This window comes from Nocardia sp. NPDC059180, assembly GCF_042754945.1.
Classification (GTDB): domain Bacteria; phylum Actinomycetota; class Actinomycetes; order Mycobacteriales; family Mycobacteriaceae; genus Nocardia.
Genome location: NZ_JBHZBU010000013.1, coordinates 50,513 through 75,856 on the forward strand (window position 1 = coordinate 50,513; position 25,344 = coordinate 75,856).

22 protein-coding genes are annotated in these 25,344 nt (G+C 67.7%); 7 read left to right on the top strand and 15 right to left on the bottom strand.

The window, feature by feature from the left end; all coding sequences use genetic code 11:
• Positions 1 to 61 precede the first annotated feature (61 nt).
• The 3 genes from ACFXNW_RS29500 to ACFXNW_RS29510 all read right to left on the bottom strand — a co-directional run bounded on the left by ACFXNW_RS29500 (position 62) and on the right by ACFXNW_RS29510 (position 2,695).
• Entirely contained in the window at positions 62 to 1,315 is a 1,254-nt protein-coding gene (locus tag ACFXNW_RS29500) for a deoxyguanosinetriphosphate triphosphohydrolase (protein ID WP_379421104.1), read from the bottom strand.
• Positions 1,315 to 2,010, bottom strand: a complete 696-nt coding sequence (locus ACFXNW_RS29505; RefSeq protein WP_379421083.1) for a YdcF family protein — start codon at positions 2,008 to 2,010, stop codon at positions 1,315 to 1,317. Before ACFXNW_RS29505 ends, ACFXNW_RS29500 begins: the two co-directional genes overlap by 1 nt.
• 100 nt (positions 2,011 to 2,110) lie before the next feature.
• Positions 2,111 to 2,695 carry a TetR family transcriptional regulator gene (locus ACFXNW_RS29510; protein WP_379421084.1) on the bottom strand — a complete coding sequence of 195 codons (585 nt, stop codon included), beginning with the start codon at positions 2,693 to 2,695 and terminating at the stop codon, positions 2,111 to 2,113.
• A 263-nt stretch (positions 2,696 to 2,958) separates the two neighbouring features.
• On the opposite strand from ACFXNW_RS29510, the gene ACFXNW_RS29515 reads away from it, so the two are divergent.
• Complete coding sequence (locus ACFXNW_RS29515) at positions 2,959 to 4,278, top strand: lipase family protein (RefSeq protein WP_379421085.1); 1,320 nt, start codon at positions 2,959 to 2,961, stop codon at positions 4,276 to 4,278.
• A gap of 251 nt (positions 4,279 to 4,529) precedes the next feature.
• On the opposite strand, the gene ACFXNW_RS29520 is transcribed toward ACFXNW_RS29515, so the two are convergent.
• The 5 genes from ACFXNW_RS29520 to ACFXNW_RS29540 form a co-directional block, all read right to left on the bottom strand.
• Entirely contained in the window at positions 4,530 to 5,042 is a 513-nt protein-coding gene (locus tag ACFXNW_RS29520) for an SRPBCC domain-containing protein (RefSeq protein WP_379421086.1), read from the bottom strand.
• 105 nt (positions 5,043 to 5,147) lie between these two features.
• Positions 5,148 to 6,365, bottom strand: coding sequence for an RNA polymerase sigma factor (locus ACFXNW_RS29525; RefSeq protein WP_379421087.1), 1,218 nt, complete (start codon positions 6,363 to 6,365; stop codon positions 5,148 to 5,150).
• Positions 6,362 to 6,817, bottom strand: a complete 456-nt coding sequence (locus tag ACFXNW_RS29530) for a YciI family protein (protein ID WP_379421088.1) — start codon at positions 6,815 to 6,817, stop codon at positions 6,362 to 6,364. The genes ACFXNW_RS29525 and ACFXNW_RS29530 overlap by 4 nt, the downstream gene beginning before the upstream one ends.
• Before the next feature lie 109 nt (positions 6,818 to 6,926).
• Positions 6,927 to 12,389: a carboxyl transferase domain-containing protein gene (locus ACFXNW_RS29535; protein ID WP_379421089.1), complete on the bottom strand. Its 5,463-nt coding sequence runs from the start codon at positions 12,387 to 12,389 to the stop codon at positions 6,927 to 6,929.
• Positions 12,390 to 12,551: 162 nt separating this feature from the next.
• Positions 12,552 to 13,229, bottom strand: a complete 678-nt coding sequence (locus ACFXNW_RS29540; RefSeq protein WP_379421090.1) for an MBL fold metallo-hydrolase — start codon at positions 13,227 to 13,229, stop codon at positions 12,552 to 12,554.
• A 204-nt stretch (positions 13,230 to 13,433) separates the two neighbouring features.
• On the opposite strand from ACFXNW_RS29540, the gene ACFXNW_RS29545 reads away from it, so the two are divergent.
• The gene (locus ACFXNW_RS29545) at positions 13,434 to 15,398 is read left to right on the top strand and encodes a TPM domain-containing protein (RefSeq protein WP_379421091.1); all 1,965 of its coding nucleotides are present in this window, start codon (positions 13,434 to 13,436) and stop codon (positions 15,396 to 15,398) included.
• A 55-nt stretch (positions 15,399 to 15,453) separates the two neighbouring features.
• On the opposite strand, the gene ACFXNW_RS29550 is transcribed toward ACFXNW_RS29545, so the two are convergent.
• Entirely contained in the window at positions 15,454 to 16,737 is a 1,284-nt protein-coding gene (locus tag ACFXNW_RS29550) for an acyltransferase (protein WP_379421092.1), read from the bottom strand.
• Positions 16,738 to 17,024: 287 nt separating this feature from the next.
• On the opposite strand from ACFXNW_RS29550, the gene ACFXNW_RS29555 reads away from it, so the two are divergent.
• Both ACFXNW_RS29555 and ACFXNW_RS29560 read left to right on the top strand, forming a co-directional pair.
• Complete coding sequence (locus ACFXNW_RS29555; protein ID WP_379421093.1) at positions 17,025 to 17,633, top strand: TenA family protein; 609 nt, start codon at positions 17,025 to 17,027, stop codon at positions 17,631 to 17,633.
• Between the two features lie 158 nt (positions 17,634 to 17,791).
• The gene (locus ACFXNW_RS29560; protein WP_379421094.1) at positions 17,792 to 17,932 is read left to right on the top strand and encodes a hypothetical protein; all 141 of its coding nucleotides are present in this window, start codon (positions 17,792 to 17,794) and stop codon (positions 17,930 to 17,932) included.
• A 61-nt stretch (positions 17,933 to 17,993) separates the two neighbouring features.
• Here ACFXNW_RS29560 and ACFXNW_RS29565 read toward each other — a convergent pair whose 3' ends face one another.
• Positions 17,994 to 19,379: a glycine--tRNA ligase gene (locus ACFXNW_RS29565; protein ID WP_379421095.1), complete on the bottom strand. Its 1,386-nt coding sequence runs from the start codon at positions 19,377 to 19,379 to the stop codon at positions 17,994 to 17,996.
• A gap of 227 nt (positions 19,380 to 19,606) precedes the next feature.
• Here ACFXNW_RS29565 and ACFXNW_RS29570 point away from each other — a divergent pair, with 227 nt between their 5' ends.
• Together ACFXNW_RS29570 and ACFXNW_RS29575 are read left to right on the top strand one after the other, a co-directional pair.
• Complete coding sequence (locus ACFXNW_RS29570) at positions 19,607 to 19,957, top strand: helix-turn-helix transcriptional regulator (RefSeq protein WP_014349778.1); 351 nt, start codon at positions 19,607 to 19,609, stop codon at positions 19,955 to 19,957.
• A 2-nt stretch (positions 19,958 to 19,959) separates the two neighbouring features.
• The gene (locus tag ACFXNW_RS29575; protein WP_379421096.1) at positions 19,960 to 20,388 is read left to right on the top strand and encodes a Fur family transcriptional regulator; all 429 of its coding nucleotides are present in this window, start codon (positions 19,960 to 19,962) and stop codon (positions 20,386 to 20,388) included.
• Between the two features lie 65 nt (positions 20,389 to 20,453).
• On the opposite strand, the gene ACFXNW_RS29580 is transcribed toward ACFXNW_RS29575, so the two are convergent.
• Positions 20,454 to 21,428, bottom strand: a complete 975-nt coding sequence (locus ACFXNW_RS29580; protein ID WP_379421097.1) for a hypothetical protein — start codon at positions 21,426 to 21,428, stop codon at positions 20,454 to 20,456.
• A gap of 104 nt (positions 21,429 to 21,532) precedes the next feature.
• Here ACFXNW_RS29580 and ACFXNW_RS29585 point away from each other — a divergent pair, with 104 nt between their 5' ends.
• The gene (locus ACFXNW_RS29585; protein WP_379421098.1) at positions 21,533 to 22,147 is read left to right on the top strand and encodes a TetR/AcrR family transcriptional regulator; all 615 of its coding nucleotides are present in this window, start codon (positions 21,533 to 21,535) and stop codon (positions 22,145 to 22,147) included.
• Positions 22,148 to 22,150: 3 nt separating this feature from the next.
• Here ACFXNW_RS29585 and ACFXNW_RS29590 read toward each other — a convergent pair whose 3' ends face one another.
• The 4 genes from ACFXNW_RS29590 to ACFXNW_RS29605 all read right to left on the bottom strand — a co-directional run bounded on the left by ACFXNW_RS29590 (position 22,151) and on the right by ACFXNW_RS29605 (position 25,039).
• A complete protein-coding gene (locus ACFXNW_RS29590) occupies positions 22,151 to 22,579 on the bottom strand; it encodes a YbjN domain-containing protein (protein WP_379421099.1) in 429 nt (142 codons plus the stop codon).
• A complete protein-coding gene (locus ACFXNW_RS29595; RefSeq protein ID WP_379421100.1) occupies positions 22,576 to 23,391 on the bottom strand; it encodes an isoprenyl transferase in 816 nt (271 codons plus the stop codon). The genes ACFXNW_RS29590 and ACFXNW_RS29595 overlap by 4 nt, the downstream gene beginning before the upstream one ends.
• 101 nt (positions 23,392 to 23,492) lie before the next feature.
• On the bottom strand, positions 23,493 to 24,272 hold the full coding sequence (gene recO, locus ACFXNW_RS29600; protein ID WP_379421101.1) for a DNA repair protein RecO: 780 nt from the start codon (positions 24,270 to 24,272) through the stop codon (positions 23,493 to 23,495).
• A gap of 164 nt (positions 24,273 to 24,436) precedes the next feature.
• Complete coding sequence (locus tag ACFXNW_RS29605) at positions 24,437 to 25,039, bottom strand: TetR/AcrR family transcriptional regulator (RefSeq protein WP_379421102.1); 603 nt, start codon at positions 25,037 to 25,039, stop codon at positions 24,437 to 24,439.
• Positions 25,040 to 25,344 lie beyond the last annotated feature (305 nt).

Consider the following 25,344-nt stretch of genomic DNA (forward strand, 5'->3'; position numbering starts at 1 on the left):
GGCGCCGCCGGGCTCGGGCCGCTCGCAGCCCTGCCGGGTTACTGAGCAGCGGGTACCCCGGTCAGTGGTTCAATCGGGCAGCGATCCGCTCCAGTCTGCTCTCGGTATAGGAGGCGATCTGGTCGATGATCACCCGGACGCGCGCGGTGTCGTCGGCGGCGGCGTCCCACCACGGCAGCAGCAGCGGGTCCAGGCCGGCGGGCGCCTTCGCCAGCAGGCTTGCCGCGACGGCGGTGATGCAATCGCGCTGCGCGGCCTGACGCAGCTTGTGATCCGGATCGGACATGACGTAGCGCAACGCCACCGTCTTGAGCACCGCCACCTCGGCGGCGGCGATGGGCGAAACCTCCAGGTCGGCGGCGTAGCGAGTGAGCTGCCCGTCGCCCGCGACACGGCGGGTATCGACCACCGCGGATGTCGCGAACCGGCCCACCAGCTCGCTGGTCAGCTGTTTCAGTGCGACCGAATCGGTGAGCGAGCCGTCGTAGGTGAACACCCGCGCGACCACCGGCAGCTCCGACAACCGCTGTGCGGCGGCCACCAGATCGTCGACCGAAATGGATCGGTGGTGCACATGCCCCATCTCGGCGAGGGCACGCTGCTCCACCCGGTCGGCCAACGCACGCAGGTCGATGCGGCCCGCGAGGATGCCGTCTTCGACGTCGTGCACCGAGTAGGCGACGTCGTCGGACCAGTCCATGATCTGGCATTCCAGGGTCTGGCGCCGCGGCGGAGCGCCCTTGCGGACCCAGGCCAGCCGGTCGGCGTCGACGTCGTAGGCGCCGAATTTGGTGCCGGAGCCGCTGCGCTGCCACGGGTATTTGATGGCGGCGTCGAGGGCGGCCCTGGTCAGGTTGAGTCCGGCGCTGGTGCCGTCGGCTTCGAGCACCTTGGGTTCGAGGCGGGTGAGGATGCGCAGATTCTGGGCGTTGCCCTCGAAACCGCCGTAGCGGTCGGCCCAGATATCGAGGGCCTGCTCGCCGTTGTGGCCGTAGGGCGGGTGGCCGATGTCGTGGGCGAGGCCGGCCAGATCGACGAGGTCGGGATCGCAGCCGAGCCCGTCGGCGATACCGCGGCCGATCTGGGCGACCTCGATCGAGTGAGTGAGCCGGGTGCGTGGGGTGTCGCCGTCGCGTGGGCCCATGACCTGTGTTTTGTCGGCGAGGCGGCGCAGGGCGGCCGAGTGCAGGACACGGGCACGGTCACGGGAGAAATCACTGCGATGCCCGTTGCTGTCGGTGGTGAGCCCGGCGGTTTTCGGACCTTCGAGGACGAGGCGTTCGCGATCATGCGCGGAGTAGCCGAGGGTGCTCATCATTGCCCCGCCGTGTAGCTGAAGTCGGCGGAGAAGTGGGTGAGCTGGTACCACAGCAGCGCGAAGGTCTCCCGGAAGATGCCATGCGCTTGCGATTCCCTGGTGTACACGGCGGGGCCGGTGCGGGTGGGCGCGGTCCAGGCGTCCAGGCCCGCGTCCCGCGCCATGGTGCGGGTGCGCAGGGAATGCCACGGGTCGCTGACGAGCACCGCCGAGGACATGTCGCGGGCGCGCATGGCAGTGGCGACGGCTTCGACGCTGCGCAGGGTGTCCGATCCGGTTTCCACGGCGAGGATGTCCTCGGCTGGTATTCCGCGGTCCATCAGATAGTTCTTCCCCGATGCGGCCTCGGTATACAGGTCCCCCTCCTGTTTTCCGCCGACGGTGATCACCCGCGGAGCCACCCCGGCCTCGAACAGGTCATAGGCCTGATCCAGCCTGGCCTCGAAGACCGATGACGGTGTGCCGGAATACTGCGCGGCGCCGAGCACCACGATCGCGTCGGCCTTGCTGTAGTCGTCGATGCGGGCGACCTGCCACACCCGGAATGCCGTGCCGAACACGAGCACGATCCCCACCAGCACCACCCCCGCGACCAGCCGCCATCCCCATCGCAGCATTCCCGCTCCCAGTCCCCGCGCAGCGGCGGGTTCGGTGACGGTGCCCGTCCGTGTGCGCAGTGGTGCCGAATTCACTCCTCGAGTTTGCCAGGTGGAATCGGTGGTTCCATCTCGGCGAGGGTTCTCGATCGAATCGTTATTGACCCGCGCATCACGCGTCCTCGCGCCGCGGTGCCTAGGTTTTCCTGCCGCGGGCGGCGGTTTCGTTGTCGGCGGTCAGCCGGAATACGGTGCGTTCGAGCATCGGGAGGATCTCGGTGATCTCGATCGAACCGATTGCGAACGCACCGATGAGCGCGAGCACCATATTGGTCAGGATGAGCGCGACGTCCTCCGCGTAGACCGGGTCCAGCCCGTCCAGGACGCCGACCGCCACCGGGAGGACCGCGTTGAAGCCTTGGGCGTCCAGACGCTGTCCGGCAGGGCCGAGGCGGGCACGATGGTAGGCCTCGAGCATTTTCGGGCTGCGCTCCCACGGTTCGAACACCGCCCGCAGGACCGAGATGAGCCCGTCACGGACGGTGTCCTGCGAGGTCAACGGCTTCAGTTCGCCGTAGGTGTGCTCGGTCATCCACTCCGCGATGGCCGAGACGATCAATTCGTCCCTGGTCGGGAAGAGTTTGTAGACGGTAGCGAGCGAGACGTGTGCGCGGCGGGCGATGAGCCGCAATTGAACCGCGTCGTAGCCGTCGGATTCCAGCACGTCGAGCACGACGCCGATGATCTGGCTCGATATCTCAGATTCGCGCGCGCTACCCATCCACGTCACAATAATTTGATTGCCAAGTAACTGTGTTACCAGACACGGTAACCATGTTACCCTCGCTTCTTGTGAGCCAGTTCGCACCGGGTCTCGCCACATGAGAGTCCGGCGCCGGGGGGTTCAACGTTTGTCGATCAGGGGTCGGTCCGTCACCCGCTGGAGATCCCGTTCGACATCTTCAGCGCGCAGACGCGGACCGGTCATGCCCTCAGGTGCCGCCGCGCCCATATCTCGACAGTGGCTCGCACAGAAAGAAACTCATGCTTCGACAACACCATCCGACTCCCCAGCGAGGGCGGATCCGCCGGACCCTCGCCGTCGGAGCGATCGCCCTGCTCGGCGCGGCAGCCGGCATCTGCACGGCCACCACGGCGACAGCCGCGCCCGACTTCTACACGCCCCCAGCCGAACTACCCGCCGAACGCGGCGCCGTCATCAAGACCGAGCCGATGCCGCTGTTCATGATGGCCCCAGGCACCGAGGGCTGGCCGGTACAGGGGCAGCGGGTCATGTTCACCTCGCGCACACAGGATGACTCCCCTGTCGCGGTGACCGGCACCTACATCGATGCCACGCAGCCGTGGCGAGGCGCGGGCGAACGGCCGACGGTGGTCATTTCGCCAGGCACCGTCGGGCAGGGCGATCAGTGCGCGCTGTCGCGTGCCTTCAGCGTCGGCATGCATGTGAGCACCGAACCGCTATCGCTGTCGGCGAACCAGGAGGCGCAGTCGGCCGCGGCCTGGAACGCGCTCGGGGCGCGGGTGTTCGTCACCGATTACATCGGGCTCGGCACGCCTGGTGTACACACCTACGCCAACCGCATCGAACAAGCACACGCCGTGCTCGACGCCGCCCGGGCCGCCAACAACCTCGCGGGCACCGGGTCGGATACGCCGCTGGCGATCTGGGGCTACTCCCAGGGCGGCGGGGCGAGCGCGTCGGCCGCGGAAATGCAGCCGACCTATGCGCCGGAACTGAACCTGAAGGGTACCTGGGCCGGGGCGCCCACCGCCGATCTGATGGCCGTGGTCGAGCAGATCGACGGCAATCTGATCGGCGCCGCCATCGGTTTCGCCATCAACGGTTTCGTCGCCCGCTACCCCGAACTGGGCAAGAGCGTCGACCAGCTGGTCTCCCCCGCCGGCCGCGCCGTGCTGGACGCGGTGCAGAACGAATGCATCGCCGACATCATCACCAAGCGCCCGTTCACCCGCACCAGCGACCTCACCATCGACGGCCGACCGCTGCTCGACCACCTACGAGAACTCCCCGCCGCCGATCGCATGCTGCGTGAGCAGCGCACCGGCAGCCTGAAGCCCACCAGCCCGGTGCTCATCACGCACGGAATCAACGACGACACCGTGCCCTACGCCCAGGGCCGCCAGCTGGCTCGAGACTGGTGCGCCAAGGGCGCCACCGTCACCTTCCGCACCAACAACCTCCCCCCGATCGCCCCCGGCACCACCTTCGGCAACCACTTCGGCCCCGAACTGATCGACGGCTTCGGGCCGAACAACGCGATCAGCTATTTGATGGATCGTCTCGCCGGAAAGCCGGTGTCGGGCTGCACCTTCGACTGAGAACCGAACTCCATCGGATGCACCCTGTTCGGTCCGATCGTCAATACGATCGGCCGAACAGGGCGTGACCTGAACAGCATTGGCTAGATCTACGGCCTGTCTCGAAGTAACGACAGCAGGCCAGCGGCGTGCCCTCACTGGTGTGGAAGCCATTGATTGACCACGGCGCTATGGACGGTGGCCGCATAGCCGAGTGGGCGGAGACGACTTCGGTCTTCTACGTAGCGGAGGCTCCTTCGGATCGCGGCGGATCAGGCGTCGTACTTCGCGAACGGCAGGCCGGTGCCGGTGGTGATCAACTGCGGCAGGCTCTTGGTGATGTAGAAGGTCCAGCCGCGGGAGCAGGCATCGAAGCACTCGGATTCCGCGGCGGTCAGACCTTTGTGCGTGAAGTGCAGGGTCGTGCCTGTCTGGTCCGCCGTGATGTCGAAGACGACGTCGGTGCCGGTCCACTCGTCTCGGTCGTCGATGAAGCTGAGATAGGAGTCCACGACGTGCCAGACCACCCGCTTGCCCGGCACTACCTCGATGATCCGGAACCGGCTGAACCGGATGCCCTCCTTGTTCGTCCTGGCCGTCTCCCCCGCGTAGTTGATGTCGTCGGTGAAGACGAATTCGTCGCCGACGGCGGCGGTGTTGCCGATGATGTTCTGGTTCCACCATCCGCGCACATCGGTGACGGCGGCGAAGACCTCCTCCGGTGTATGGCTGACCGACATCGTGGCGCTCAGGTACTCGGTGTTCGACTTCTCGGTGTTCGACATTTCTCGCCTCTCTCTATCGGGTGGTTGTGCACCACCGACGAAGGAGAGCGCGCGGGATCGACATCGGCGCGAAAAAAGTTCTCCGAGATTCGCCGAAGTGATGTGTCAGCGTCCGCGGAGGCGTTCGGCCAGGTAGCGGCGCTCGGCGTCGGTGGGTGCAAGTTCCAGCGCCGCCTCGTACGCTGCGGCGGCTTCGGCGATTCGGCCGTCGCGGCGGAGGAGATCGCCTCGGGTCGCTGGCAGCAGGTAGTAGCCGTCGAGGCGGCCGGACTCTGCGAGCTTGTCGACGAGGGCGAGGCCGGCGGGGATGCCGTCGGCCATCGCCACCGCCACGGCGCGGTTGAGGTCGACAACGGGGGACGGAGCCAACCGTGCGAGTTCGCCGTAGAGGGCTGCGATCTGCGGCCAGTCCGTGGCCGCTGCGTCGGGCGCGGTGGCGTGGCAGGCGGCGATCGCGGCCTGCACCTGATACGGGCCGGGACGATGCATGGCCAGCGCGTCGTCGAGCGTCTGCACGCCTGCGGCGATCAGCGCGCGATCCCATCGGGATCGGTCCTGATTCTCCAGCGTCACCAGCACGCCGTGGTCGGTGCGGTTCTCGCGGCGGGCCTCGAGCAGCAGCATCAAGGCCAGCAGGCCGCGCGCCTCGGGCTCGGTGGGCAGTAGCCGAACCAGGACCCGCGCGAGATGGATTCCCTCGGCCGTCAGCCCGCGGGTTCCGTCCTCGTCGTCGTAGCCCTGGTTGAAGATCAGATAGAGCACCGCCAGGACGGAGGGGAGTCGTTCCGGCAGCAGTTCCGCAGGTGGCACGCGGTACGGAATGCCCGCCTCGGCGATCTTGCGTTTCGCACGCACCAAGCGTTGTGCCATCGCGGACTCGGCCGTCAGGAACGCCTTCGCTATCTCGGCGGTGCTGAGGCCCGCCAGCGTCCGCAATGTGAGGGCAACCCTGGCCGGGAACGGCAGCGCCGGATGGCAGCAGGTGAAGATCAGCCGCAACCGCTCGTCGGGAATCTTGTCCGTCGGCGGCTCGATCGGGTCCCGTGCCAGCACGGCAAGCTGGCGCATCTTCGCGGCTGCGGCGGTGTCCCGGCGGAGCCGGTCGGTCGCACGGTTGCGCGCCGTCGTTGTGAGCCATGCTCCCGGGCGGCTCGGGACACCATCACGCGGCCACGTCGTCAGCGCCGCGGCGAACGCCTCCTGCGCGCAGTCCTCCGCGAGATCCCAATCTCCGGTGAACCCGATCAGGGTCGCGATCACTTGACCCCACTCGTCGCGAAACGCGGCGTCCACCGCCGCGCGAACTGCGTGTGGCGCAGTCATTCCCAGACGGGGCGGATCTCGATACAACCCCAGCTCGCGTACGGATGACGTGCTGCTATGGCGATCGCGTCATCCAGATCCGCACAGTCGATGATGTCGATGCCGCCGATGAAGTCCTTGGTCTCCGCAAACGGCCCGTCGGACACGAGCGTTTCTCCATTGCGGATGCGGACTGTCGTCGCATCCGCCACCGGACGTAGTCGCGCGCCGCCGATGCTGGCGCCCCGCCGATCCACCTCGGCCGCAAACGCCCGATACGCCGGATCGGCGGCGATCTCCTCCATCGTCGGTGAAGTCGTCTCGTCGTCGCAGATCAACAACACGTACTTCATGCCGTCATCATGCCCGACCAGCCGATCCCGATCCAGCAGGCGGCGAGATCGCTGACGACGCACCGAGGTCTTCGTCGTCGGGCTCGCGAAGATCGACTGGCAGATCCCGCCACTGCCCACGCCGGGCACCATGCAGCGATCACAATGACGGTGGCCAGGCCGCTCGGCCTGGTCACCGTCATTTCTCACACATACCCGACCTGACCGATCGACGATCAGGCTCCACGCATCAGCCGAGCAACCGGGTCTCGATCGCCTCGATGATGCGGGGGCGCAGTTCGGCGGCGCGGATGACGGCGTCGACCGAACCGACCTCGACGGCGCGGTGGATGTTGTGCACGCGGTCGAATTCGGCGGCGACATCGCCCAGTTTCTCGGCGCGGACCGACGAACGGAGTTCGTCGATTTCCGCGGCCAACTCCGCACGGTCGGGGCCTGCGGCGTTGGCGGCACGCGTCTCCAGTTCCTGGATCCGCGGGTCTGCCGCGGTGCGCGCGTTGACCTCACCGGAGAACACCGCTGCGGCGGCCGGGGCGCCACCGAGCACCGAGGCGAACGAGCCTTCCAGTGCCAGCACCGTCATATTCGGGTTCAGTGCCTTGGAGAACACCACGAACGCGCCGCCGTGATACCGGGAGATCACGCAGAACACGATCGGCCCACGGAAGTTCACGATCGCACGGCCGATCTCGGCGCCGTATTCCAGCTGCAGCTTTCGCATCGACTCGGGCGAGCCGTCGAAACCCGACAGGTTCGCCAGCACTACCAGCGGACGATTCCCGCTGGCCGCGTTGATCGCCCGCGCGGCCTTCTTCGACGACCGCGGGAACAGGGTGCCCGCGGTGTAGGTGTCCGGCCCGTCGGTGGACGGGAAGCCGCGCCGCGGAACGCTGCGTGACTCGATACCGAGCAGGCACACCGGGATACCGCCGAGGTGCGCGTCCTGCACGACCGCAGTCTCCGCATCCGCCATCCCGGCCCACCGTTCGAGCACCGGGTAGTCCTGGTCGGCCAGCGCACGCATGACTGTGCGGATGTCGAAGGGCTTCTTGCGATCCGGGTTCGCCGTGGCGGAGAAGATCTCGCCGACGGTGGTGAAGTCGCTGTCGGCCATGGTGTGCGGGAATCCGGAGACATCGCGATCGATCGGATCGCTGGTCTGTGCCCGCCGCGGGGCCTGCTCGCCGGGTGCGATGTAGGTGTGGTCGTAGTGCGACATCAGAATTTCCTGCGCCGCCGCCAGGTTCGGCGCCCAGTACTGCGCCTGCCCGTTCGGACCCATCACCCGGTCGTAGCCGCCGATACCGAAGTTGTCCTCGGCCGAAACACCACCGGAGAAGTCGAGTGCCTGCTTGCCCGTGAGCACCATCGCCGAGTCCGGGGTCATCACCAGGATGCCCTTGGTGTGCATGAGCATCGTCGCCTCGGCGTTCCAGTACGGCTGCGCACCGACATTGATGCCCGCGACGACGATGTTGATCTCACCACCGTCCTGGGTGAATTCGACGATGCGCTTGAGCGCCGCCGCCACCCAGTCCATGTTCTCGGTGCCCGATTTCATCGAGATGCGGGCACCGGAGGACAGCGCGAACCACTCGAGCGGTACCTGCATCTGTTCGGCCAGATCCAGTGCGGCGATCACCCGGCGGCATTCCGGCTCCGACAGCGCGCCGAGCGATTTCGTCGGATCGCCGAGCAGCACGACACGGGTGACGCCCTGCGGATGCCGCTCGGTCGGCGAGGTGACCACACCGGCGACGATCGCCGCGGTGTTGCGGCCCTTGGGCCGGTCGACGGGAACCAGGGCGTGGTCGGCGTCGAGGTCGTGCTCGGCGAAATCACCGAGCAGGCCGGTCAGCTCGTACGGGTACACGGTGTTGCGGCTGCTGGCCCGCAGCACCTTCTGCCGGTATTCGTCGAGCGGCTCGACCGCGTCGTCGGTGCGTTCACCGACGGTCACCTGCGTGCCGCCAGGGCCGTCGAAACCGATCCGCACGACGATCTTGACCAGTTCGCCGGTCTCCGGGTCGGGCTTGCGGGCGATGAGCAGAATCTCTTCGAGGCCTGCGCCGACGGTCGCCGGTTCCACCCGCTCGACGATCGTCTCCAGCTCGGCGCTGGTGAGGTCCAGCGGCGGCCAGATGTACATCACGATGCGGTTGGTGTGCAGACGCTTGCCCGACGGCCGCAGCGACTGCGCGCGGCGGATGCCATCGATGCAGGCGGCCAGGGTGCTCTCGGCGGTCGGCAACGCGAGCAGCCTGCCGTCGTGCTCGCGCAGTGCGGCCAGATCACGCACCTGGGTGAAGGCGATGAGCCGCTCGTCGGACGGGTTCTCTTTCGCGACACACCGGAACAGGTACACCTCTTCGTCCGAGGACGGCAGGCGGGTGAGGTCGAATTTGCGCAGCCGCTTGAGCTGCATCCGCTCCGCGATGTACGGATGCAGACCGCGGATCAGCCGCTCCTCGTCCATGCCGGTCGCCGACGGACGGAAGGTGAAGTGGTGGTGCATCACCGCGCCGCCGCTACCGGCGACCGTGGCGGTGATCCGGTGCACCTGGTTCGGCAACGGTTGCGCGCTGAGCACCTCTTGCAGTGCCGCGGCCATCTCGTCGAAGTCTTCGGGCTGCCGTTCCCAGGCCAGATAGATGTCGGCCTCGATGGACGCGGCGCCGCCGGCGAGTTCGCCGAGCCCGCGCAGAACGGCGTCGAGGGCGTCGAAGCTCACGGCGGCCGAGACCAGGGTCATACCGCGGCGCTCGGCGACGACGAACGTGCAGCCGTTGGCCTGATGGGTGCGCACGTCGACGAGGTCTTTGTTGCCGTAGTAGCGGCGGGTCAGCACCTCGAGCATGACGGTGTTGTCGGCGTTGCCGCGGACCAGCCGCTGGCCGAGCAGCCGCACCAGCGGTTCGGTGCTGCGCACCATCTCCGCGAGGCGTTCGGAGCGATCGGCGGCGTCCGGGTGGGCGTCCAGGTGGCTCAGATGCTTACGGACGTTGGCGTATACGCGGGCGCGATTGCGGCGCAGCAGCGGCTGGCCGTACCAGGCGTACACGAGACCGCGGGTGAGGTCGGCGATGACGGGGAAACGCACCTGCGTCGCCGCCACCAGCCGCTCCAGCGCCAATCCGACCGGCTCCTGCAACGCCGCGTCCGGCACCGGCTCCCCGAGCCATTCGCGCAGCAGGGTGGTGATGACGGTGACGGTGTCCGACGGCCGTTGCTGGGCGAGGAAGATCCGGAAGACCGCGGCCTCGAGGTCGGGAGTGCGTTCCAGTTCGGTGACGCCGTAGTGCCCGAGCGCCCTGGCCAGCTTGGCCCGGTAGGACTCCGGCAGCCCGGCGCGGTCGGCGTCGAGGCTCTGCAGGTAGGTGTGGAAGTACTCGCGTGCGCTGTGCAGGTGGCCTTGGCCGCCGTCCTCACCCCAGGTGCGGTTGTGGCTCAGCTCGGCGAGGTCGGCGAAGACCTCAACCAGTTCGAGTTCCTCGGCCAGCGGCCTGCGGTTGTCGGAGATGGCCGCTCGCCGCGCGGCGAGGTAGTCCTCGACCACCCGACGATCGTCGTGTGGGTCGACATCGAAGCCGAGCAGCAGGCTGCGCAGGTCCTGTTGACCACGGACGAGCCGCTGATGCGGCTGGACCGGGGCGACTCCGGCAGGCAGGTCCAGCTCCACCGGCTGGTCGGACACGGTGTCCTCGGCCTCGTCGTCCTCGGCGAGCGGCTCCAGCCGCAGCAGCGGCGCACCGGCCTCCACCTGCGTACCGACGGAGACAGCGCATTCCTTCAACCGGGCGCGGAACGGCGCACGCAGCACCGTTTCCATCTTCATGCTCTCCAGCACCAGCACCGGCGCGCCCGCCTCGACCTCGGCGCCGACCTGCAATGGAGTGGCGACGACCAGCGCGGGCGCGGGCGAGCGGACAACGCCGCCTTCGTCGAGGCTGACCCGATGGGTCACGCCGTCGACATCGACCACGTGGACCGGACCGTGTGTGCCGGTGACCAGCCGGTATCGGATGCCGTTGACCACGATCTGGCCGGTGTGCTGATCGAAGCGCTCGAGGTCGACGTCAGCGGTGCGGATATCGCTACCCGCCTCGATGCCGACGCGGAACCGGTGCGCACCGATGCGAGCCACCCGTACGCGGTAGCCGACGCCGCGCAGCTTCAGATCGAGCGGGCGACCGCTCTCGTGCTGTACCTGCGGACGCCCACCGGCGGCGGTGGACAGCAGCCGGTGCCGCTCGACGCTCTCCTCCTCCTCGTAGGCGGCGATCGCGGCGGCGGCCAGGGCGACAGCGGAGTGCCGCTGCGACACCAGGCGACCTTCGCCGCGAACACGGTCGATCCAGCCGGTGTCGGCGCTGGCGTCGATCACCTCGGGCTGCTCGAGCAGGTCGAGGACGAAGCTCTTGTTCGTCGCGCCGCCCTCGATGATCACTCGGGTCTGCCCCACGGCCCGGCGCAACCGGCCAAGTGCTTCCTCGCGGTCGCGGCCGTAGGCGATGATCTTGGCGATCATCGAGTCGAAGTCGGCGGGAATCGTGTCGCCCTCGCTGACGCCGGTGTCGACGCGGATGCCGGGTCCGGCAGGCAGGTCGAGCAGCGCGATGCGGCCAGGGGCGGGCGCGAAGTCGCGGTCGGGATCCTCGGCATTGAGCCTTGCCTCGATGGCGTGGCCGCGCTCGGCCGGCGGGTTGCCCTCGAGCTTGCCGCCGGAAGCCACATGCAGCTGCGCGTGGACCAGGTCGAAACCGGTGGTGTACTCGGTGATCGGGTGTTCGACCTGCAGCCGGGTGTTGACCTCGAGGAAGGCGAACAGCTGGTCACCTGGGTGATAGAGGAATTCGACGGTGGCCGCACCGCGATAGCCGACCGCGACGGCGAGCCGCTCGGCAGACGCCTTGAGTTCGGCCGTCTGCTCGGGGCTCAGCACCGGCGACGCAGATTCCTCGATGACCTTCTGGTTGCGACGCTGCACCGAGCAGTCGCGCACGCCGAGCGCCCACGCGGTGCCCTGACCGTCGGCGATCACCTGGACCTCGACGTGGCGGGCACCGGTGACCAGGCGTTCCAGGAAGACCACGCCGCTACCGAAGGCGCGCGCCGCCTCCTGACTTGTGCGTTCGTAGGCGTCGACGAGCTCGGACTCGTCGTTGATCACCCGGATGCCACGTCCACCGCCACCCGCGGTGGCCTTCAGCATCAGCGGATAGCCGATCTCGGCCGCGGCCGCCACGGCCGCGTCGACGGTCTCGACCGCACCGCGGCTCCACGGCGCCACCGGCACGCCGACTTCCTCGGCGATCAGCTTCGCGCCGATCTTGTCGCCGAGCTTGCGCATGGCGTCCGGGCTCGGCCCGATGAAGGTGATTCCGATGTGTTCGCACAGTTCGGCGAACGACGGGTCTTCGGCGACGAAGCCCCAGCCGACCCACGCCGCGTCCGCACCGGTCGTGACCAGGGCACTTTCGAGCGCCTTGAGATCCAGATAGGGGCGCGCGGACGCCGGGCCGAGGTCGTAGGCGATATCGGCCTCACGCACGAACGTCGCGGTGCGGTCGACGTCGGTATATAGGGCGACCGTTTCGATCGGGCGGCCAGTCGCCGCGGCCAGATCTCGGACGGCGTGGATGAGGCGCATGGCGGCCTCGCCCCGGTTCACGATGGCAATGCGGCTGAACACTGTGTGCCGCTCCTTTCAAAGCAGGCTCCGCCGACCGGCGGAGGTTGCAGGTTATCCGTCAGTCTGAACGCTTGCGTCGCGATTGTGCACAGCGTGCGGAGGCTACCGGCCCGTAATTTCACCGAAGCCGTATGCGGCGGCCGCTCCGAGGGCTGAATCGAGTCACCAGCCGCGGGCCTTCCACTCGCCGAGGTGCGGCCGTTCGGTGCCGAGGGTGGTGTCGTCACCATGGCCCGGGTAGACGACCGTGTCGTCCGGGAAGCGGTCGAACAACTTGGTGGTGACGTCGGTGTAGAGGCTCTCGAAATCCGCTGGGTTCTGGGTCTTCCCTACCCCGCCCGGGAACAGGGAGTCGCCGGTGAACAGGTGGGTGCGGCCGGAACCGTCGGTCAGGGCGAGAGCGATGGAGCCCGGGGTGTGGCCGGCGAGGTGGATGACCTCGAAGTTCAGCTTGCCGATGGGCGCGGGTTCACCCTCGGCCAGGGTCTCGGACGGCGTGATCGGGAGATGGCCTGCGTCGAGGGCGTGGGCCGCGGTAGGTGCGGTGGTGGCCGCGGCGACCTGAGCCAATGCTTGCCAGTGGTCCGGGTGGCGGTGGGTGGTGACGATGCGGCGGATCTGGCCCGGCGTCTCCTGGTCGATCAGGGCGATCAGCCGGTCCGCGTCGTTGGCGGCGTCGATGAGCAGGGCGTCGCCGGTGGCGGTGCACTGCACCAGGTAGCTGTTGTTGTCCATCGGCCCGACCGACATCTTGATGATCCGCGCGCCTGGAACGTCGCGCTGTTGCGCGGCAGCGCCGCCGGAAACATGACCGGTGTACACACCGTCGATTGTGACCACGGTCCCGATGCTATCCGCCCTGATCCCAGGACGGCGGCCGACGGCTGGAGCCTGCCTTCGCGACGGAGGGCAACACTGCACCCATGAGCCCGAGGCGGAGCTCGGAACCCAGTCTCTGCGATGCCGACGCGCGGCCGACATGCGCAACCTGCGCGAGGACCAACCGCAGCCGATGCGGCGATGGTGCGCGATAGATTCGAGCGCATGGCGCTGCATCGGGTCGTCCGTTGGTTCACGCTGGTCGTGCTCGGTGCCGGGTTGGTCGCGGTGCCGATGGCGCAGGCGGAGCCGCCGACGCGGATGGACACCTACGTGGTCGATTCGGCGAACGCGCTCGGGGCGTCGGGTGCCGATGAGGTGCGCGGGGCGGTCGACAGGCTCTATGCCGATCATCAGGTGCGGTTGTGGGTGTATTACGTCCGCGATTTCGCCGGACTGAGCCCGCAGGATTGGGCGGCGCAGACCTCGCAGCGATCCGGGTTCGGTGAGCGGGATCTGCTGCTGGCGGTGGCGGTCGACGATCGCGCGTACGCGTTCGACGGAGTACCGCCCAGCGGGGTCGGCGAGTCCGAACTGGACCGGATCCTCAGCGCGGATGTCGAAGCCGCATTGCGGGACAGCCGGTGGGCCGATGCGGGTGTGGCCGCCGCCGACGGTATCGGCGCGGCGATGTCCGGAGGCGGGGTGAGCGTGGTCTGGGTGCTCATCATCGGGGCGTTGATCGTGGTCGCGGTCGGTGGGCTGGTGCTGTTCACGCGTAAGCGACGTCGGGATCGGGAACGTGCCGAGCTCGAACGCGCCCGCACCGTCGACCCCGCCGACACCGCTGCCCTGGCTGCGCTGCCGTTGCCCGTCCTGCATGACCGCTCGCGGGAGCTGCTGGTCGATATCGACAACGCGGTGCGCACGAGTGCCGACGAGCTCGAGCTGGCGACCGGGGAATTCGGTGACACCGCCGTTACCCCGTTCCGCACCGCCCTCGATCAGGCGAAGGCGGCGATCGGACAAGCTTTCGGAATTCGCCAACGGCTCGACGACGCCATTCCGGAAACTCCCCACGAGCAGCGCGCTCTGCTGATCGATCTGATCGGCACCGTCGGCCGTGCCGATCAGGAACTCGATGAGCAGGTCGCCGCGTTCGATTCGATGCGCGATCTGCTCATCAACGCCGGGGAACGTTTAGACGTGCTGACCCGCGACCTGGTCGAATTGACCAGCCGGGTCCCTGTTGCCGATGAGGAACTCAACCGGCTCGTCGCCGCGCATCCGCCGCAGGTCTTGTCCTCGATTCGGGACAACACCGCGATGGCGCGCGAACGCATCGCCTTCGCCGAACAGAACATCGACACCGGGCGAGAAGCATTGCGGCGAGCTGTCGGTGAGCAAGGCGGCGCAGTTGCGGCAATCCGGGCCGCCGAGGGCGCGATCGGTCAGGCACGCACACTGCTCGACGCCGTGCTGCATGCCGCAACCAATATCGAACAGGCGCGAGCCGGTCTGCCTGCGGCATTGGCAGAACTACGCAACGATCTCGCGGCAGCGGAGGACCTCACCACCTATGGCGGGACCGAATTGTCAGCAGCGACCACGAGCGCACGAGCTGTCCTCGACAATGCCCAAACCACTTCGGCCGCAGACCCGTTGGGCGCGTTCCACAACGCCGTATCCGCCGACGCCGAACTGGACCGCGCACTGGCCGGCGCCACCGATCGCAAACTCGCGGCCGAAGACCTGCGCCGCCGCCTCGACCAGGCCCTGACCGACGCACGCGCCCGCGTCCGCGCAGCCGCCGACTACATCAGCACCCGCCGCGGCGGCATCGACGCCACCGCCCGCACCCGCCTCGCCGAAGCGCAACGTCACCTCGACGGCGCAATCCGCCTCCGCGACACCGACCCCAGCACCGCCCTCTCCCACGCCCGAACCGCCGCGGACCTCGGCGGCCGCGCCCTCCAGGAGGCGCAATCCAGCGTCCATACCTGGGAAGCCGGGCGCGCACCCTCCGGAGGCGCTCAGGCCGGAGCAATCCTCGGCGGCATCCTGATCGAAGGTTTGCTCCGCGGCGCGGCGGGCAGTGGGCGCAGCGGTGGATATGGCGGCGGGTATCGCGCACCCTCGTTCGGCGGTTCGAGCGGCTCGCGACGCATCAGCCGCGGCGGACGCTTCTGAGCGCGGTGAACACAAGCCCGGGGTGAGCGAGGCGTCGCACTCCCTCGGGCGTCGCCTATACCAACTGTCCCCGTGTTACTTCCGACGGCGCCGCGGTCAGCTCCGCATTGACCGCGCCGAGCAAGTCCTCGCTGGGGAACGGTCCGCCGAGCATCGCGACGGTGAGGCGGGCGGCGAAGGTGTAGGCGAGGAAGGTTACTGCGGCTGAGGGGCCGAGGGACCGGCGTGGGTGGGCCGACAGGTAGACGATTTCGTAGTCGGTGACGCGGAGGGCGCCGGGGGTGCGGAAGTGCGGCACCACACCGGTATTGGTGATGGCGATATGGCCTGCCAGCGAATGGATTCGGTGCTCGCCGAAGTAGTCGGGGAAATGCAGGACCGACTGTTGCACGGTGCCGGTCGCGAGGTCCTCGTGCAGTCGGGTCGAGATGCGGTGTGCCAGTTCGACGATGCAGCCTGCGCGGTCGACGTCGGCGGCGAAGGAGGCGAGTCCGGCCATGTTCGTTCCGGCGGCGGCAGCGACAGGCGGGTCCAGGCGGGCGCGCAAGTCGACCGGGTAGAGGCAGCCCACCGGAACCGGGACGCCGCTCACTCCCCCGGCCGAGGCGGCGTAGGCGCGCAGCAGCGCGGCGGTGAGCAGAGCGTTGACGGTCACCCGGTGCCACCGGCTCAGTTCGACGATGCGTGCGGTCGCGGCCGGATCCAGTTGCAGGCGTTGCGGACGGGCCAGCACGCCGTCAGCGGGGGCGTCGTCGACTCCAACGGAGGTCGCCGGGGGCAGCGGCCGCGCCACGTCCTCGAAGCCCGATCGGGTGTGCCGAGCGATACCGCGTTGCTGGGCATACCATTCCATCGGCATCGGGTAGTCGAACGCCGCCGCGGCGCCGGGTACCGACAGCAGCTGATCGGTGTAGCAATCCCATAGCCGCGCGAATAATTCGACGCTGTGACCGCCGTCGGCAACACCGTGGTGCACATACATCGTCACGCGCGACCGGTCACCCGATCCGAGCACGACGTCCAGATAGGCCAGCTGCTCCGCGGGGTCGAGCCGGTGCGGGGGCATCGCGATTTCGGTGGGATCACCGGTCCGTGTCAACATCGGGATCGGCATGGAACCCGCAGGCCGCAGCAGGTGTCCGCGACCGTACTGATCGATCCCGATCCGGCAGACCAGCACCGGATACGCGCACAGCAGCGTCGCGAAGGCGGCGCTCAGCGCCGAGATATCGAGCCGACCGGCGACCGACACCGACCGCCCGGTATAGGTGCCGTGCCGGACGAACCGTTGTTCCGACGGCTCCAGCAACCGCACAACATCACCCTCATCCCACAGCACCCCGCAAGCGTGCGGCAACAGCGGTCCGCACGCAAATCCACGGGGGCCGAAAACATTACGGTTCGGCATCGGCCAGTACTCGGCCATCGGTGCGCCGTCCGTCGCAGGTGCCGAAGCTCGCGCCTCGGCCAGGTCGGCACGGGACGGATCCCGCTCGCCTGCACCGTCCGTGTCGACCGGACCACACCAGCACGATCCGGCCGACCGGCCGAGACGAAGCCGGGAACTCGAAGCGTTGCTCCGGCAGCACCTCCGCGTCACCGATTCGAATGCGCGACACTGTCGGCATGAATCTCGCCGCGCATCTGGAGAACATCGGCCGGCCGATGGTCGAAGAACAACTCGCCCATCCGACGGTCGCCGGAATCGCCCGCGGTGACCTGCCGGATCCGGTGTTCCGGTCATGGCTGGAGCAGGACTATCTGTATCTGCTGGACTACGTCCGCGTATTCAGCCGCCTCGCTTGGCAAGCGCCCGCAGCGCATCTCGGCGATCTGGTCGACCTCGCCCACTCGACCTATCACGAGGAACTGTCACTGCATCGAACCCTGGCCGCGGAGTTCGATGCCGACCTCGACGGTGCGGTCAAAGGCGCACCCTGCGAGGCCTACACCGAGTTCCTGCTGGACGCCGCCGCCTCCTACGGCGAGGGCCTTGCCGCCCTCTACCCCTGCATGTGGGGCTATTCGACGCTCGGCGCCATCCTCGCGCAGAACCCGCCCACCGAGCCCCGCTACCGCCGCTGGGTCGACACCTATGCCGACCCGGAGTTCGCCGCGCTGACCCGCCGGTGCGCGCGAATGCTCGACGAGACCGACGTGGATCCGCTTACCGCCGAACGTTTCTTCCGCGAGGGCATGCGCCACGAACTCGCGTTCTGGGACGTCCCGGCCTGAGCGTCCCCGCGCAAGCCCCCTTGGCATCCCCCGGCAATTTTTGAAAATCTATCGTTTCGCATCTTGATCGCTTGTACGCTCCCTGTCACTCCCGCCGGGCGCACCGCCCACGATTCGGGAGCGTCGAGCCCGCTCGACTGCACGATGAGGAGAACACCATGCACAAGCACCCGACCAGGACCAACGTCGGTACCGGCAGCGCGTCCGGTGGCGACACCGACGGCGGCGTCCTGGCCCTGCTGATGGGGCTGATCCAGTCCATGTCCACCGGCAGTGGAGCCAGCAGCGGAATCGGCTGACGCGCAACCGAACGCCGAAGGGCCGGTTACCACATGCGGTAACCGGCCCTTCGGGTGTGAATCAGACGCCGAGCAGATGTTTGGCCAGGTAGCCCTCGACCTGGTCCAGCGCGATCCGCTCCTGCGCCATGGAGTCGCGTTCGCGGATGGTGACGGCCTGGTCGTCGAGGGTGTCGAAGTCGACGGTGATGCAGAACGGGGTACCGATCTCGTCCTGACGACGGTAGCGACGGCCGATCGCGCCCGCATCGTCGAACTCGACGTTCCAGTACTTACGCAGCTGCGTAGCAAGGTCTTTCGCCTTGGGCGTCAGATCGGCGTTACGCGAGAGCGGCAGCACCGCGGCCTTGACCGGGGAGAGCCTGCGGTCCAGCCGCAGCACCGTACGGGTGTCAACGCCGCCCTTGGCATTGGGCGCCTCGTCCTCGGCGTAGGCGTCGACCAGGAACGCCATCAGCGAACGGGTGAGACCGGCCGCGGGCTCGATGACGTACGGGATGTAGCGCTCCTTGGTGTTCTGGTCGAAGTAGACCAGATCGGTGCCGGAGTGCTCGGAGTGCGTCTTCAGGTCGTAATCGGTGCGGTTGGCGATGCCCTCGAGCTCGCCCCACTCGCCGCCCTGGAAGCGGAAGCGGTACTCGATATCGGTGGTGCCCGCCGAGTAGTGCGACAGCTTTTCCTTGGGGTGCTCGAACAGCCGCAGGTTGTCCGGGTCGATACCGAGATCGGTGTACCAGGAGAAGCGGGTGTCGATCCAGTACTTGTGCCACTCCGCGTCTTCACCCGGCTTGACGAAGAACTCCATCTCCATCTGCTCGAACTCGCGAGTGCGGAAGATGAAGTTACCGGGGGTGATCTCGTTGCGGAAGCTCTTGCCGATCTGGGCGATACCGAACGGCGGCTTCTTGCGCGCGGTGGTCATCACGTTGGCGAAGTTGACGAAGATGCCCTGCGCGGTTTCCGGGCGCAGGTAGTGCAGGCCCTCTTCGTCGTCGACCGGACCGAGGAAGGTCTTGAGCAGGCCGGAGAAGTTCTTGGGCTCGGTCCACTTGCCGGGCTGGCCGGTCTCGGGATCGTTGATATCGGCAAGGCCGTTGGCCGGCGGGCGGCCGTGCTTCTCTTCGTAGGCCTCGAGCAGATGGTCGGCGCGGTAGCGCTTATGCGTGTGCAGCGACTCGACCAGCGGGTCACTGAAGGTCGCGACGTGGCCCGAGGCCTCCCAGACCTGACGCGGCAGGATGACCGAGGAGTCGAGGCCGACGACATCATCGCGGCTGGTGACCATGGCGCGCCACCACTGCTTCTTGATGTTCTCCTTCAGCTCGACGCCGAGAGGACCGTAATCCCAGGCCGACTTGGTGCCTCCGTAGATCTCACCGCACGGGTACACCAGACCCCGGCGCTTGGCGAGGTTGGCAACGGTGTCCACCTTCGACTTGGGTGCCACGCGAGATTTCTCCATCCAGTACGAGTCGGAATCGGGCGGCCGGATCGGGCCCACGCGGCCGATCCCAATACATTGTGATGTAGCTGAACTACAACGTATTGGATCCGCCGACTGGCTACAGCCTATCGACCCTCCACAACCGGGTTTCCACCCCCACGGAATGTCTATTTGACATGCGCACCTGTGCATATCAAAATGGAATCGCTTTCCAATAAGGAGATGGTTCCATGACCGCCGAGACGGCCACCGCTCACCCGCACAACCCGTATCGGTCCCCCGCCCCCGCGCCGGTCCCCACCCGGACCGTACTCGAAGACGCCGGCGAGCTGCTGCGCGCACTCGCCGCCCCCGTTCGCATCGCGATCGTGCTACAACTGCGGGAGTCGCCGCGTTGCGTGCACGAGTTGGTCGACGCACTCGGCGTCACACAGCCGCTGGTCAGCCAGCACCTGCGCATTCTCAAGTCGGCAGGTGTGGTGCACGGCGAACGTTCGGGCCGCGAAGTGCTCTACGAACTCGTCGACGACCATCTGGCCCATATCGTTGTCGATGCCGTCGCGCATGTGGAGGAAGGTTGATCGTGTCGGACAAGTTGGTCGTTTCGCAGAAGCCGGTGGGTATTCGCAGTACCCGCCAGCGCAGCGCGATCGCCGCGCTACTGGGTGATATCGACGAATTCCGTTCCGCCCAGGAGTTGCACGACGAGCTGCGCCGCCGCGGCGAGGGTATCGGCCTGACCACGGTCTACCGCACCCTGCAGTCGCTGGCCGACGCGGGCATGGTCGATGTGCTGCGCACCGACTCGGGCGAATCCATCTACCGGCAGTGCTCCACCGGTCATCACCATCACCTGGTGTGCCGTCGCTGCGGGCGCACGATCGAGGTCGAGGGCCCGACGGTCGAGGCATGGGCCGAGTCGATCGCGGACAAGCACGGCTTCACCGAGATCAGCCACACCCTCGAGATCTTCGGCACCTGCCGTTCCTGCGCGGGCGAATCGCGTCGCTGAGCGTCACGAAGAGGCCGTCACCGGATAATCCGGTGACGGCCTCTCGGTACGTCCGGCGTCGGTACTCAGCCCGCCATCGCCGGGACCGGCGCGGGATCCGGTGCATCCGTTCCACGCCGTTCGCGAATCGCACCCACACCGAGCAACGTCACGGCCACCCCGGCCCACACCAGCAGCACCACCAGCGGACCGGTCGCACCGGCACCGTCGAAGAAGGCCACCGATCGCAGCAGCGACGCGGCCGCGCCCGGCGGCAGCATCTGGCCGATGGCGCCCCACGGCTGCGGCAGCAGTTCCGGCGCCGAGGTGGCGGCGGAGAAGGGGTTACCGATCAGCAGCATGGTGAGCGCCGCGATGCCGATGCCCGCACGGCCGACCACCGTAGCCAGACCTGCGACGGTGCCCGCCACCGTGAACGACACCAGACCGGCCACCGCGGACAGGACGAGGTAGCTACCCGGGATCAGCGACAGCCAGCCCTGCACGATCACCATGCTCAGCAGCCCGCCGGCCACCGCGAAACTCAGCAGACCGACCACCCGGCCGACCGCCGACGGCACCAGCAGCGTCAGCAGGACACCCGCCGCGATACCCGACATCACCAGCGGCAGCGCCATGACGCCGAATCCGACGCCACGCGGATCATCGGGGTCGGCGGCGACCAGATCCTCGACCTGGGCCGCCTGCGCGCCGGACATCTGCTGCGCGATCTGGGTCAGCTGCTGCGCAACGGCCGGGCTGGCACCGGAGGCAATCAGCACGCGCGGCGGTCCTCCGCCGGTGACGATCGCACCGTAGACCTCGCGATCGGTGATCGCGACCCGCGCGGCGTTCTCGTCGGGCGTCGTGGTGATCTCGAAAGCGTCGGGGTCGTGGGCGGCCAGACGTTCGGCAACCATCGCCGCCTGCGGCCCTGTCACCGCGACCGGTAGATCCCGCGGCGCCATATTGGCAGCGGGCCAGGCGAAGGCGATCAACATCAGAGCTTGCAGAAGGGACGCGCCTACGCCGATGGCTACGGCGCGCTGGGTGAGGTTCATGATGACGTTCTCCCGTAAATCGGAGGCTCGTTCTTTTTAGTGCCCTTACCGTCCCACCGGGCGCCCAGCTTGTCAAGAACGGATATTCGTTTTACTTTTGAGGCATGCCTCGAGTCAGCGAAGAACATCTGGAACGCCGCAGGCAGCAGATCCTCGCCGCCGCGCAGCGCTGCTTCTCCCGCAAGGGGTTCTACAACACCTCCATGCAGGATGTCTTCGCCGAATCCGGGCTCTCCGCCGGCGCGGTCTACCGCTATTTCAAGAGCAAGGACGAGCTGGTGGCGGCGCTGGCGTCCAACGCGACGGTGGATCTGCGCGGAATGATGGCTGACGTGATTCGCCGCGACCCACCCCCCACCCCCGCCGAGGTCGTCGACCACATCCTCGACTGGTTCCTACCCCACACCGGTCCCGAGGGCAGGTTGCGGCTGGCCCCGCAAGCGTGGGCGCTGGCGCTGGTAGATCCCGACGCCGCCGTCTATGTGCGCAAGGCGATCCTCGGGATCCGCGAGATGTGGGCCGAGTACATCGAGCGCACCATCGAGGTGGGCTGGCTCCCAGAGGACACCGACAAGGAGGCGACTGCGACCGCATTGTTCGGCATCCTGCCGGGATTCCTGTTGCAGCAGTTGATCATCGGCGACTTCGACCAGAAGGCCGCGGTGCGTGGCATGGAGACGCTGTTCCCCTTCGGCCCCACGACACCGGGCCCGGCCTGACGATCAGGGCAGCAACAGACCCTGGCGCGCCTGGCCCGCCCCGGACAGCACCAGCAGCAGCATGGTGGCCAGCGCGTGATCGTCGAGACCGGCGGCGGGGAAGGTGTAGCGCAGCACGATATCGGCGAGCTTGCCGTGGGCGATCACCACGATCGAGCCGAACTGCAGGGTGCTGTTGCGCTCGGCGACGCGCTTGTGCAGCTGTGGTTTGAGCGGCCGATCCCAGGCCAGCACACAGGTCAGCGTCAAAACGTCCAGACCGGCGGTCAGGTTCACCGCGCCGAGCGAGCACAGCGCGCCCTCGTAGTCGAAACGCAGCGAGCCGTCGTTGTCGACCCGCACGTCGACGTCGTACATCGACAGGCAGGCACCGGCCCTGGCCTGCAGTTCCAGGTCGGGCTCGAGTGCGGAATCCATATCTTCTCCGGTCATTTGGTTCCGCCGAAGCGACGGTCGCGCTTGGCGTACTGCAGGCAGGCTTCCCACAGGTTACGGCGGTCGAAATCGGGGAAAAGCGTGTCCTGATAGACGAATTCAGCGTACGCGGACTGCCAGATGAGGAAGTTCGAGCTACGGAACTCACCCGAAGGGCGCAGGAACAGATCCACGTCGGGCATATCCGGTTCGTCGAGATAACGGGCGATCGTGGCCTCGTCGACCTTGTCCGGGTCGATCTCCCCCGCCGCGACCCGGCGCGCGATCTCCCTTGCCGCATCAGCGATTTCGGCGCGGCCACCGTAGTTGACGCACATGGTCAGCGTCATCACGGTGTTGTCTTTGGTCAGCTCCTGCGCGGTCTCGAGCTCCTTGATGACGCTGCGCCACAGCCGCGGGCGCCGCCCGGCCCAGCGCACCCGAACGCCCATCTCGTGCATCTCGTCGCGGCGGCGGCGGATGACGTCGCGGTTGAAGCCCATGAGGAACCGCACCTCGTCCGGGCTGCGCCGCCAGTTCTCGGTGGAGAACGCGTACGCCGACAGCCACTTCACCCCGATCTCGATACAGCCCTCGACGGTGTCCATGAGCACCGCCTCGCCACGCTCATGACCCGCGGTGCGCGGCAGCCCACGCTCCTGCGCCCACCGCCCGTTCCCATCCATGACCAGCGCGACATGGTTGGGCACCAACTCCGGCGGCAGCTGCGGCGGACGCGCACCAGACGGATGCAGTGACGGCGGGCGAACAGCACGGGTTTCCCCCGCCCGGTTGCCCGAACCGGCGGAAGAGTCTCGGCGGAGGATCACGGTTCTATCCTGCCCGATGCCCCGGGGCCGCCGACACCGTGATCGGGCACGCGCCCGGCAGACGCCACCACCAGGGATTTCGTAGCGGTATCCGGACGCTGTCAACCGGTGCGGTCTCCAGAAGCCGCGAGCTCGACGCCACCCGGTTGCCGGGACCGCTCGATCAGCGGCAAGGTGCGCAATTGTCGTTCCAGATGCCATTGCAGGTGGGCTGCGATGAGGCCGCTGGCTTGGCGGCGGGTGGTGTCGGGGACTGTTTCGACGTATTCCCATTCGCCGCGGTGCAGGGCGATCATCAGGTCGAGTACGCCGGCGCCGGGGGTCGCTGCGCCGGGTGGGCGGCAGTGCACGCAGACCGCGCCACCCGCGGCTACGTGGAAGGCGCGGTGCGGGCCGGGGGTGGCGCAGCGGGCGCATTCGTCCAGGGCGGGTGCCCAACCGGCGAAACCCATGGCGCGCAACAGGAAAGCGTCGAGGACCAATTCGTGTGGGCGTTGTCCCGCGGCGATCGCCCGCAGTGCGCCCGCGGTCAGGATGTGCAGGCGAGTAGCCGGGGCGCGTTCCTCACCTGCCAGGCGCTCGGCGGTTTCCAGCACCGCGCAGGCCGTGGTGTAGCGGCCGTAGTCGTCGATGATGCCCGCCGCGTTGGCTTCGACCGTATGCACCTGGGTGATGGTGTCGAGGTTGCGGCCCGGATGCAGCTGCACGTCGATGTAGGCGAACGGTTCCAGCCGGGCGCCGAAGCGCGATTTCGTGCGCCGCACCCCCTTGGCGACCGCGCGAACGAGACCGTTCTGCCTGGTCAACAGCGTGACAATGCGGTCGGCCTCTCCCAGCTTGTGCTGGCGAAGCACTACGGCATGGTCACGGTACAAACGCACGTGCTCAGTCTTTCATGGATGGGCGACACCAGGCGTCAGGCATTGGCACGGGTCGCCGCAGGCCGGGTGGCGCCGTTCGATCAGACCGAGTTGCGTCATGCGATCGACGGCATCAGCGAGCGCATGCTCACTCGCACACACCAAGGCCGTTCGATGGTGGCCCATCACCCGGTGTTCAGGATCCCCGCGAACAGCAGCATCAATGCCTGCTGTGATTCCAGCCGGGCGGTATCCGGGTCGTCCGCATGCGCGACGATCAGGCCGGATTCGGCTACCGCGCTCAGGATGAGCTGTCCGAGCACCCGCACCGGGACGTCGGGGATCGCCCCTGCCGCCCGAGCCTGCTCGAGCTGGCTGGTGATGAGTCCGAGACCATGCCTGCCTTCGAACTCCCGCCACGCCTCCCAGCCCAGCACCGCGGGCGCGTCCGAGAGGGCGATACGCACCATGGCGGGTCTGCGGCAGATCTCCAGGAATGTTGCGAGCCCCGTCGCCATCGCCGCCACGGCGTCGTCCGGGTCGACCGCTTCGATGGCCTGCGCTATCTCGGCTGTCGCATCGGTCTCCAGCTGTTCCAGCACCGCGAGGAACAGCCCGCGCTTGTCGCCGTAGTGGTGATGCAGGGCACCGCGCGTCACCCCCGCCGCGCTCACCAGCTCCTCAGCCGACGTGCCCGCGAACCCGCGCTCGGTGAACAACCGCAGCCCGGCTTCCTCCAGAGCCATCCTGGTGGCCCTGGAGCGATCCTCCTGACTGCGACGCGGCATGCTGCCGAGTGAACTCCAGATCGGGCGCGATCGGCAACTCGCCCGCGATCGGATGGAACCGAAACCTGATTCGCCACGTCTATGTCTGTGTCGATAGGTTTCTGGACCGAAACGAGGACGGGAGGCGCCGGGGTGGGAATCGAAATCCCAGAGGCGTTGCAGTGGGCCGCGAAGTACGTCGTCGGTGCGGGTGATTGGCCCGAGGGCGACGAGACCGCGATGCGGCGGATGGCCGATGCGTACAACACCGCCGGCACCACCCTCGACGACCTCGGCGATGACGCCCAACTCAAGGTCAACCAGCT

Coding starts and splice junctions, on each gene's coding strand:
- ACFXNW_RS29515 (WP_379421085.1), top strand. CDS start 2,959: ATGCTTCGACAACACCATCCGACTCCCCAGCGAGGGCGGATCCGCCGG.
- ACFXNW_RS29580 (WP_379421097.1), bottom strand. CDS start 21,428: ATGAACCTCACCCAGCGCGCCGTAGCCATCGGCGTAGGCGCGTCCCTT.
- ACFXNW_RS29605 (WP_379421102.1), bottom strand. CDS start 25,039: ATGCCGCGTCGCAGTCAGGAGGATCGCTCCAGGGCCACCAGGATGGCT.
- ACFXNW_RS29520 (WP_379421086.1), bottom strand. CDS start 5,042: ATGTCGAACACCGAGAAGTCGAACACCGAGTACCTGAGCGCCACGATG.
- ACFXNW_RS29555 (WP_379421093.1), top strand. CDS start 17,025: ATGAATCTCGCCGCGCATCTGGAGAACATCGGCCGGCCGATGGTCGAA.
- ACFXNW_RS29590 (WP_379421099.1), bottom strand. CDS start 22,579: ATGACCGGAGAAGATATGGATTCCGCACTCGAGCCCGACCTGGAACTG.
- ACFXNW_RS29560 (WP_379421094.1), top strand. CDS start 17,792: ATGCACAAGCACCCGACCAGGACCAACGTCGGTACCGGCAGCGCGTCC.
- ACFXNW_RS29500 (WP_379421104.1), bottom strand. CDS start 1,315: ATGAGCACCCTCGGCTACTCCGCGCATGATCGCGAACGCCTCGTCCTC.
- ACFXNW_RS29525 (WP_379421087.1), bottom strand. CDS start 6,365: ATGACTGCGCCACACGCAGTTCGCGCGGCGGTGGACGCCGCGTTTCGC.
- ACFXNW_RS29545 (WP_379421091.1), top strand. CDS start 13,434: ATGGCGCTGCATCGGGTCGTCCGTTGGTTCACGCTGGTCGTGCTCGGT.
- ACFXNW_RS29585 (WP_379421098.1), top strand. CDS start 21,533: ATGCCTCGAGTCAGCGAAGAACATCTGGAACGCCGCAGGCAGCAGATC.
- ACFXNW_RS29570 (WP_014349778.1), top strand. CDS start 19,607: ATGACCGCCGAGACGGCCACCGCTCACCCGCACAACCCGTATCGGTCC.
- ACFXNW_RS29510 (WP_379421084.1), bottom strand. CDS start 2,695: ATGGGTAGCGCGCGCGAATCTGAGATATCGAGCCAGATCATCGGCGTC.